The following is a 7,028-nucleotide window of genomic DNA, read 5'->3' on the forward strand; positions in this document are numbered from 1 at the left end:
ATAAGAGACAGACCCCCGACTCCCCAGGAGTTGGAGCTGCGCCTGACCTCCGTGGAGAAGCAGCTCCAGCTCGCCGAGGAGAGCCTGCGCTTCGTGGAGACGCAGTACAGCCAGCGCGCGGAGCCCGACGAGGAACAGGCCCGCTCGCGGCGCTACTCCGACGCGGAGATTCAGTACCTGCTCGGCGACTGGAACGCCGCCTCCGTCCTCTTCTATGACCTGGTGAGCGACCCGGGCTTCCGCGGCCACCCGCGCTACGCGGACGCGCTCTACTTCCTCGCGGACGCGCTGTACCAGCAGAAGAACGACATCGGCGCGAGGCTCTACCTGCGCGAGCTGTTGTCGCAGCCCACGCCCTCGACGCGCCACCGCGACGCCCTCACGCGCTTCCTGGCCATCTCCGGAAGGCTGAACGTCTTCGACAGCGTCGAGGCCTACGTCGAGCAGGCGCGCACGTTGTACGGCGGTCAGCTCCCGGCCGACGTGCAGTACGTCCAGGCGAAGTGGCTCTTCCGCCGCACGGACCTGCCCGCCTCGGAGCGAATCTCCCGGGCGCGCTCGGCCTTCGCGCCGCTGGCCCAGGTTCCGGGTGGCCCGTACCAGCTCCAGGCCGGCTACCACATGGCGGTGCTGTCGATGCAGTCCGGCGAGCTGCCTCTCGCCATCCTCCAGTTCCAGCAACTCCTCACCCCGCTGTCGAACGAGCAGACCGCCGCGCCCGTCTCGACGCCGGGCAAGCCCGTCACCCGCTCGACGACGGACACGGACACGAAGCGCATCCGGGAGCTGTCGCTGATGTCGCTGGGGAGGCTCTTGTACGAGGCGGGCCGCTTCGACGAGGCGCTGGACCGCTACGGGCAGGTGCCGCAGGACAGCGAGTCCTTCCCGGAGTCGCTCTACGAAATCGCGTGGACGCAGGTGCGCAAGGGCAACCACCAGGAGGCGAAGAACGCCATCGACATCCTGTTGCTCGTCGCTCCCGACGCGCGGCTCGCACCCGATGCGAAGCTCCTCCAGGGACACCTGCTCCAGAAGCTCAAGCGGTACGAAGAGGCCATCGCCGCGTACGACGAGCTCATCGGCACCTTCCGCCCCGTGCGCGAGAAGGTGGACCTGCTCCTGAACGCCAACCGGGACCCCGTCGCGTACTTCGAGCGGCTCCTGGCGCGCACGGACACCGTTCCGGACGTGCGCACGCTGTTGCCGCCCCTGGCCCTGAAGTACGCCTCCACCGAGCGCGAGGTGAGCAGCGCGGTGAAGATGGTGGGCGACATCGACAGCGGGAAGAAGGGCGCGGTCGACGCACGCGAGCTCGCGGCCCGCATCCTCCGCGCGCTGGACGCACGCAAGCTGGAGACCTTCCCGGAGCTGCAGGCGGGCTTCACCCGCGCGGACGCGGTGGAGACGGCCGTCACGCACGTGGACGCGGCGCTGGTGGAAGTGGAGGGACTGACGCTGGAGCCGTCGCTCACCTCGCAGGAGAAGGACAGGCTCCAGTTGCTGCGCCGCGAGAGCGATGCGCTGGCCGCCCGCTTCGGCAAGCTCCCCACCACGCAGAAGGAGATGGAGGAGCGGCTGCGCCGCATGCAGTACCGCGTGGACGCGGTGGACCGCGACGCCTTCCGGCTGGGCACGGAGATTCAGGGCCTGCACGCCATCGCCTCCTCGGTGCGCAAGTGGGTGGATGACACGCGCCTGCTCCGCCAGACGCCGCCCGACGAGGAGCGCGAGTTCCTGGTGCAACTCCAGGGCGAGGTCCAGACGCTGAACGACCTCCAGGCGGAGCTGGACCGGACGCGGGGCCGGCTCGCCGATGAGCGCAACAGCGCGGCGGCCTCGCTCGCGGGAGAGCAGGCCATCCGGGGCCGCTACGCGGCGGCGCTGCGCTCCCAGCACGAGGTGCTCAGCGAGGCGGAGCGTCGGCAGACTCCCACCGCCGTGCTGACGCACGCGCATCAGGTGCGGGAGCGAGGCGAGGCGCTGAAGAAGCGCGTGGTGGAGGCGCAACTCGCCCTGAGGGCCAAGGTGGACCAGCGGGGACAGCGCATCCGCGCCAAGGTGCAGGCCGAGCAGTCGCTGCTGGAGCGCTACGAGGCCGAGGTCGCCGCGGTGTCCGGCAACGCGAAGCAGTTGGTGGGCCGCATCGCCTACGACAGCATCCGTCGCGTGCGTCGTCAGTTCTACGACCTGGTGCTCAAGGCGGACGTGGGCGTGGTGGACGTGGCCTTCACCGAGAAGCAGGACAAGACGACGAACATCCAGAAGGTCTCCGCGCAGAAGGCCGAGGCGCTGCGCGCGCTGGACGCCGACTTCCGGGACGTGCTGTCGGAGGAGGGACGGTGATGCGGCGCATGCTCGCGGTGCTGCTCTCCGTGGCCTCGCTGCCCGCCGCCGCCCAGGCGCCGGCCACCGCCGCGCAAGCAGCCTCCCCCGCCCAGGCGGAGAGTCCGTCGGGCACACCGGATGCGAGATACCTGACGGGCCTGGGCCGCACGCCCGAGGAAGAGACGCTGCTCCAGGACGTCAGCCGCGCCCTGCGCACGTACGACGAGGAGTCTCGCGAGTTCAGCCGCGAGGTGCAGCTCCTGATGGAGCGCAAGTACGAGCAGAAGCGCGACTCGCTCGCGTCCTCGTACGAGAAGGTCATCCGGGACTTCGAGGCCCAGGAGCGCAAGGAGCGGATGGAGGCCATCGTCCGCTTCGAGGAGTTCCTCCGCCGCTACCCGCAAGAGCCGCGCTACACGCCGGACGTGATGTTCCGGCTGGCGGAGCTGTACTACGAGCGCTCGCAGGACGAGCACCAGCTCGCGATGAAGGAGTACCGGGACCGGCTGGAGGCGCACGACAAGAACCCCGACTCGGCCTTCCCCGTGGAGCCGAAGAAGGACTACGGGGACTCCATCGCGCTGTACCGCCGGCTCCTGAAGGACTACCCGACCTACCGCCTCAACGACGGTGCCTGGTACCTGCTGGGCTACTGCCTGGAGGAGCAGGAGGAGGTCGACCAGAGCTTCCGCACCTACGAGCAGCTCATCGCCCGCTACCCGCGAAGCCGCTTCGCCACCGAGGCGTGGGTCCGCATCGGCGAGTACTGGTTCGACAACTACAAGGACCCGCAGGCGCTGCCCCGCTCCGCGCAGGCCTTCGAGGCCGCCGCCCGCGACACGCTGCATCCGCTCTACGACAAGGCCCTCTACAAGCTGGGCTGGACGTACTACCGGATGGACCGGTTCGACGAAGCGGTGGAGTCCTTCCTCACGCTGGTGGACTTCTACGAGGCCCAGCGCGTCGCCAAGGGCGAAGCAGAGGCCGGCGGAGACCTGCGCGACGAGGCCCTCCAGTACGTGGCCATCTCCCTGGCGGACGAGACGTGGGGCGGACTGCCTCGCGCCCAGGCCCTCTTCGCGAAGCGCGGCCCCAAGCCCTACGAGGCGGACGTGTACCGCCGGCTGGGCAACGTCTACTTCGACCAGACGAACCACCCGGCCGCCATCGCCGCGTATCAGCGCGTGCTCCAGAAGGAGCCCCTGGCGCCGGACGCACCCGAGCTCCAGCAGCGCATCGCCCTGGCCTATGAGCGGGACAGGCTGCTCACGGAGTCCTTCACGGAGTCGGAGCGGCTCGCCAGCCTCTACCAGCCCGGCACCGCCTGGTACGCGAAGAACCAGGGCGACCCGGACGCGCTCTCGCGAGCCAACACGCTCGTCGAGAAGAGCCTGTACACGAGCGCCACCTTCCACCACCAGCAGGCGCTGGTGTTCAAGAAGGAGGGCAAGTTCGACCAGGCCAGCGCGGGCTTCGCCACCGCCGCGCGCGCGTACGGCAACTACCTGGAGCGCTTCCCGCGCAGCAAGAGCGCGGGCGAGATGCGCTTCTATTACGCGGAGTGCCTCTACTTCTCCTTCCAGTTCGCCGAGGCCGCGAAGAGCTATGAGCTGGTGCGCGACACCGGCGTGAGCGAGAAGCACCGCGACGAGGCGGCGCACAGCGCGGTGCTCGCGTGGCAGCAACTGCTCGCGCAGGACATGCAGGCCGGCAAGGCGCAGGACCGCAAGCCGCTGCGCTCCACCGAGCGACCCGAGGGCTCTGCTGTGAAGCCCGTGCCGCTGGCGCCCACCGAGCAGAAGCTGGTGTCCGCCTCCGACAAGTACGTGGCGCTTTTGCCGCGCGACGCGAAGGCCGCGGGCATCGCCTACAAGGCCGCGGAGCTGTACTACGCGCACGACGACTTCCCCGAGGCGCGCAAGCGCTTCGAGCGCATCATCCAGACGTGGCCCCGGAGCGAGGTGGCCCGCTACGCCACCAATCTCACCGTTGAGACGTTCCTCATCGACAAGGACTGGCGCAGCGTGGAGGAGGTCAGCGCCAGGCTGGCCAGCAACACGCAGGTCATCGATCCGTCCAGCGACCTCCACAAGCAATTGGTGAAGTTCAAGCTCGCCGGCCGCTTCAAGCTCGCCGACCAGCTCCTCGCCGAGGGCAAGCACGAGGAGGCCGCGCGCAAGTACATCCAGCTCGTCGACGAGGAGCCCCGGCACGAGTTCGCCGACAAGGCCCTCAACAACGCGGCCGTCGCGCACGAGAACACCCGGCGCTTCGACTCCGCGATGAAGCTCTACGAGCGCATCTATCGCGAGTACCCCTCCTCTCCGCTCGCGGACGCGGCGCTGTTCCGCGTGGCGGTGAACGCGGAGAAGTCCTACGACTTCGACAAGGCCGTGGTCAGCTACCAGAAGCTGGTGAAGGACTATCCCGCGTCGAAGGACCGCGAGGCGGCGCTCTTCAACACCGCGCGACTGCTCGAAGGCCAACAGCGCTACGCGGAGTCCGCGGCGACGTTCCTGCGCTACGCGGAGCTGTTCCCCGCCGCCGAGGACGCGCCGAAGAACCAGTACCGCGCGGCCATCCTGCTGGAGAAGCAGGGCGATCCTCGCGGTGAGGTCCGCGCGCTCCAGGAGTTCGTGCGCAAGTTCGCCAACAAGCCCGGCCAGGTGGAACTGGTGGTGGACGCGCACCGGCGCATGGGTGACGCGCACCAGAAGCTCGGCGACGAGAAGGAAGCCCAGCGCGCCTATACGCAGGCGGCGAGCGAGTTCGACCGGCGCAAGCTCAAGCCGGACACCCATCCCCTCGCGGCGAACGCGGCGGCGTATGGACGCTTCCAGTTGGCGGAAGCGGAGCTGCGGACGTTCGACAAGCTGAAGATTGGCGGCTGGGGCAAGGCCCTGGTGCGCAGCTTCGCGGTGAAGCGCGCGGCGGTGAAGACGGTGAAGGACGCGTACTCGCGCGTCTATCCGTACAAGCAGCTCGAGTGGTCCCTCGCGGCGGCCTACCGCTCCGGCTATGCGCTGGAGCGCTTCGCCAACACCATCATCGAGACGCCCGTGCCGCCCGATGTGAAGCGGCTGGGTGAGGAAGCGGTGGTGACGTACCAGGACCTGCTCGCGCAGAACACGGCGGAGCTGGAGGACGCGGCCGTGGAGAGCTACGCCGTCGCCCTGGCGGAGGCTCGGAAGAATCGCGTCTCCAACGAGTGGACGCGGCGCACGCTGGAGTCGCTCAACCGCTTCCGTCCCAAGGAGTACCCGGTGCTCAAGGAGCCCAAGCAGGCGCTCGCGTCCGACGCGGCCTATCCGGACGGGCTCATCGGCAGCGTGAGCGGCCCCACTCGCCCCACCTCGGCGGACGAGAGCCGCATCACCGGAGGAGCCAAGCCGTGAGCTTCGCGCCACGCCGCACACAGGGGGCCTCCGCCCTCACCGCGCTGTTCCTGTCCTCGGGGCTGTGGCTGTCCGCGTGTGCCTCCGCTCCGGAGACGCACCCTGCTCCCGAGGCAGCAGCGCCGGCTCCGGTCGACGCGAACTCGAAGCCCACGCCCGTCGTCGTCGAGCCTCCGCCGCGCAGCGCCGCGCAGGACTTCGACCAGGCCGTGGCGATTGCACGGGCCGGAGAGCTGACGGCGGCGGAGACGGCGCTGCGCGCGCTGGTGACGCAGAACCCGAAACTCGATTACGCGTGGACGAACCTGGGCATCGTCCAGGAGCGGCTCGGCAAGCACGAGGACGCGGAGCGCTCGTATCGCCAGGCGCTGGCGGTGGCTCCCGAGCAGGAGTCCGCGTGGGACTGCCTGGCGCGCCTGTATGGACGCACGGACCGCTCGGCGGCGCTGGAGACGGAGCTGCGCGGGCTGGTGGAGGCGAAGCAGGACTCGGTGCCGCTGCGCACGGCGCTGGCCGTCACGCTGCTCCAGCAGAAGAAGCTGGGGCCCGCGGCAGCAGAGGCGAAGCAGGCCCTGCGGCTCGAAGAGCGGCACACGCGCGCCATGCAGGTGCTCGCGCAGGTGTACTACCGCGAGGGCAAGCACGAGCTGGCGCGCATGGTGCTGGAGAACGCGCGAGACATCGCGCCCGGGGATGCGGCCACGCGCAACGCGCTGGGGCTGGTGTACCTGGCGCTGAAGGTGGGCCCGCAGGCGCTGGAGGAGTTCAAGGAGGCCGCGAAGCTCCGGCCCGACTTCGCCGAGGCGCGCAACAATTTCGGCGCGCTGCTCAACGAGGCCCAGGACTACCCGGCCGCCGTCACCGAGCTCGAAGCCGCGGTGCGCGCCGCTCCCGACTTCGCCGCCGCGCGCCTCAACCTGGGCAATGCGTACCGGGGCCAGGGCGAATTCGAGCGCGCCAAGGCCGAGTACGAGCAGGTGCTCGCGCTGCGCCCCGGTCAGGCCGATCCGTTCTTCAACCTCGCCATCCTGTTCCTCGACGTGGAGCCGCCAGGGGTGGACCCCGTCCAGCGGTACAAGACGGCCATCACCTACTTCGAGCGCTACGAAGCCCAGGGCGGTCGCGACGAGCGCATCCCCCAGTACACGAAGGACGCGCGCAAGAGCATCGAGCGCGAGGAGCGACGGCTGGAGCGCGAGCGCAAGGACCAGCTCCGCAAAGCCGCCGAGCAGGAGAAGGCCCAGCGCGAACAAGCGAAGCAGGACGCCGAGAAGCCCGCTCCGGCCGCCCCGCCGGAGCAGCCCGCCC

The 7,028-nt window shown here is 69.6% G+C and carries 3 protein-coding genes; all 3 read left to right on the forward strand.

Annotation, left to right across the window (positions count from 1 at the left end; translation table 11 throughout):
• Positions 1-2,343, forward strand: a 2,343-nt coding sequence (locus HUW62_RS44730) for a tetratricopeptide repeat protein (protein WP_176437922.1), incomplete at its 5' end; no start/stop codon positions are given.
• Positions 2,343-5,720 carry a tetratricopeptide repeat protein gene (locus HUW62_RS44735; protein ID WP_176437923.1) on the forward strand — a complete coding sequence of 1,126 codons (3,378 nt, stop codon included), beginning with the start codon at positions 2,343-2,345 and terminating at the stop codon, positions 5,718-5,720. The genes HUW62_RS44730 and HUW62_RS44735, both read left to right, overlap by 1 nt.
• The coding region (locus HUW62_RS44740; protein WP_176437924.1) for a tetratricopeptide repeat protein at positions 5,717-7,028 on the forward strand (1,312 nt) is incomplete at its 3' end. The genes HUW62_RS44735 and HUW62_RS44740, both read left to right, overlap by 4 nt.

Source organism: Myxococcus sp. AM011 (assembly GCF_013372595.1).
In the GTDB taxonomy this organism is placed as follows: Bacteria; Myxococcota; Myxococcia; order Myxococcales; family Myxococcaceae; genus Myxococcus; species Myxococcus eversor.

What these genes read in the sequence shown, in the direction of transcription:
- HUW62_RS44735 (WP_176437923.1), top strand. Translation starts at nt 2,343, where the DNA reads ATGCGGCGCATGCTCGCGGTGCTGCTCTCCGTGGCCTCGCTGCCCGCC.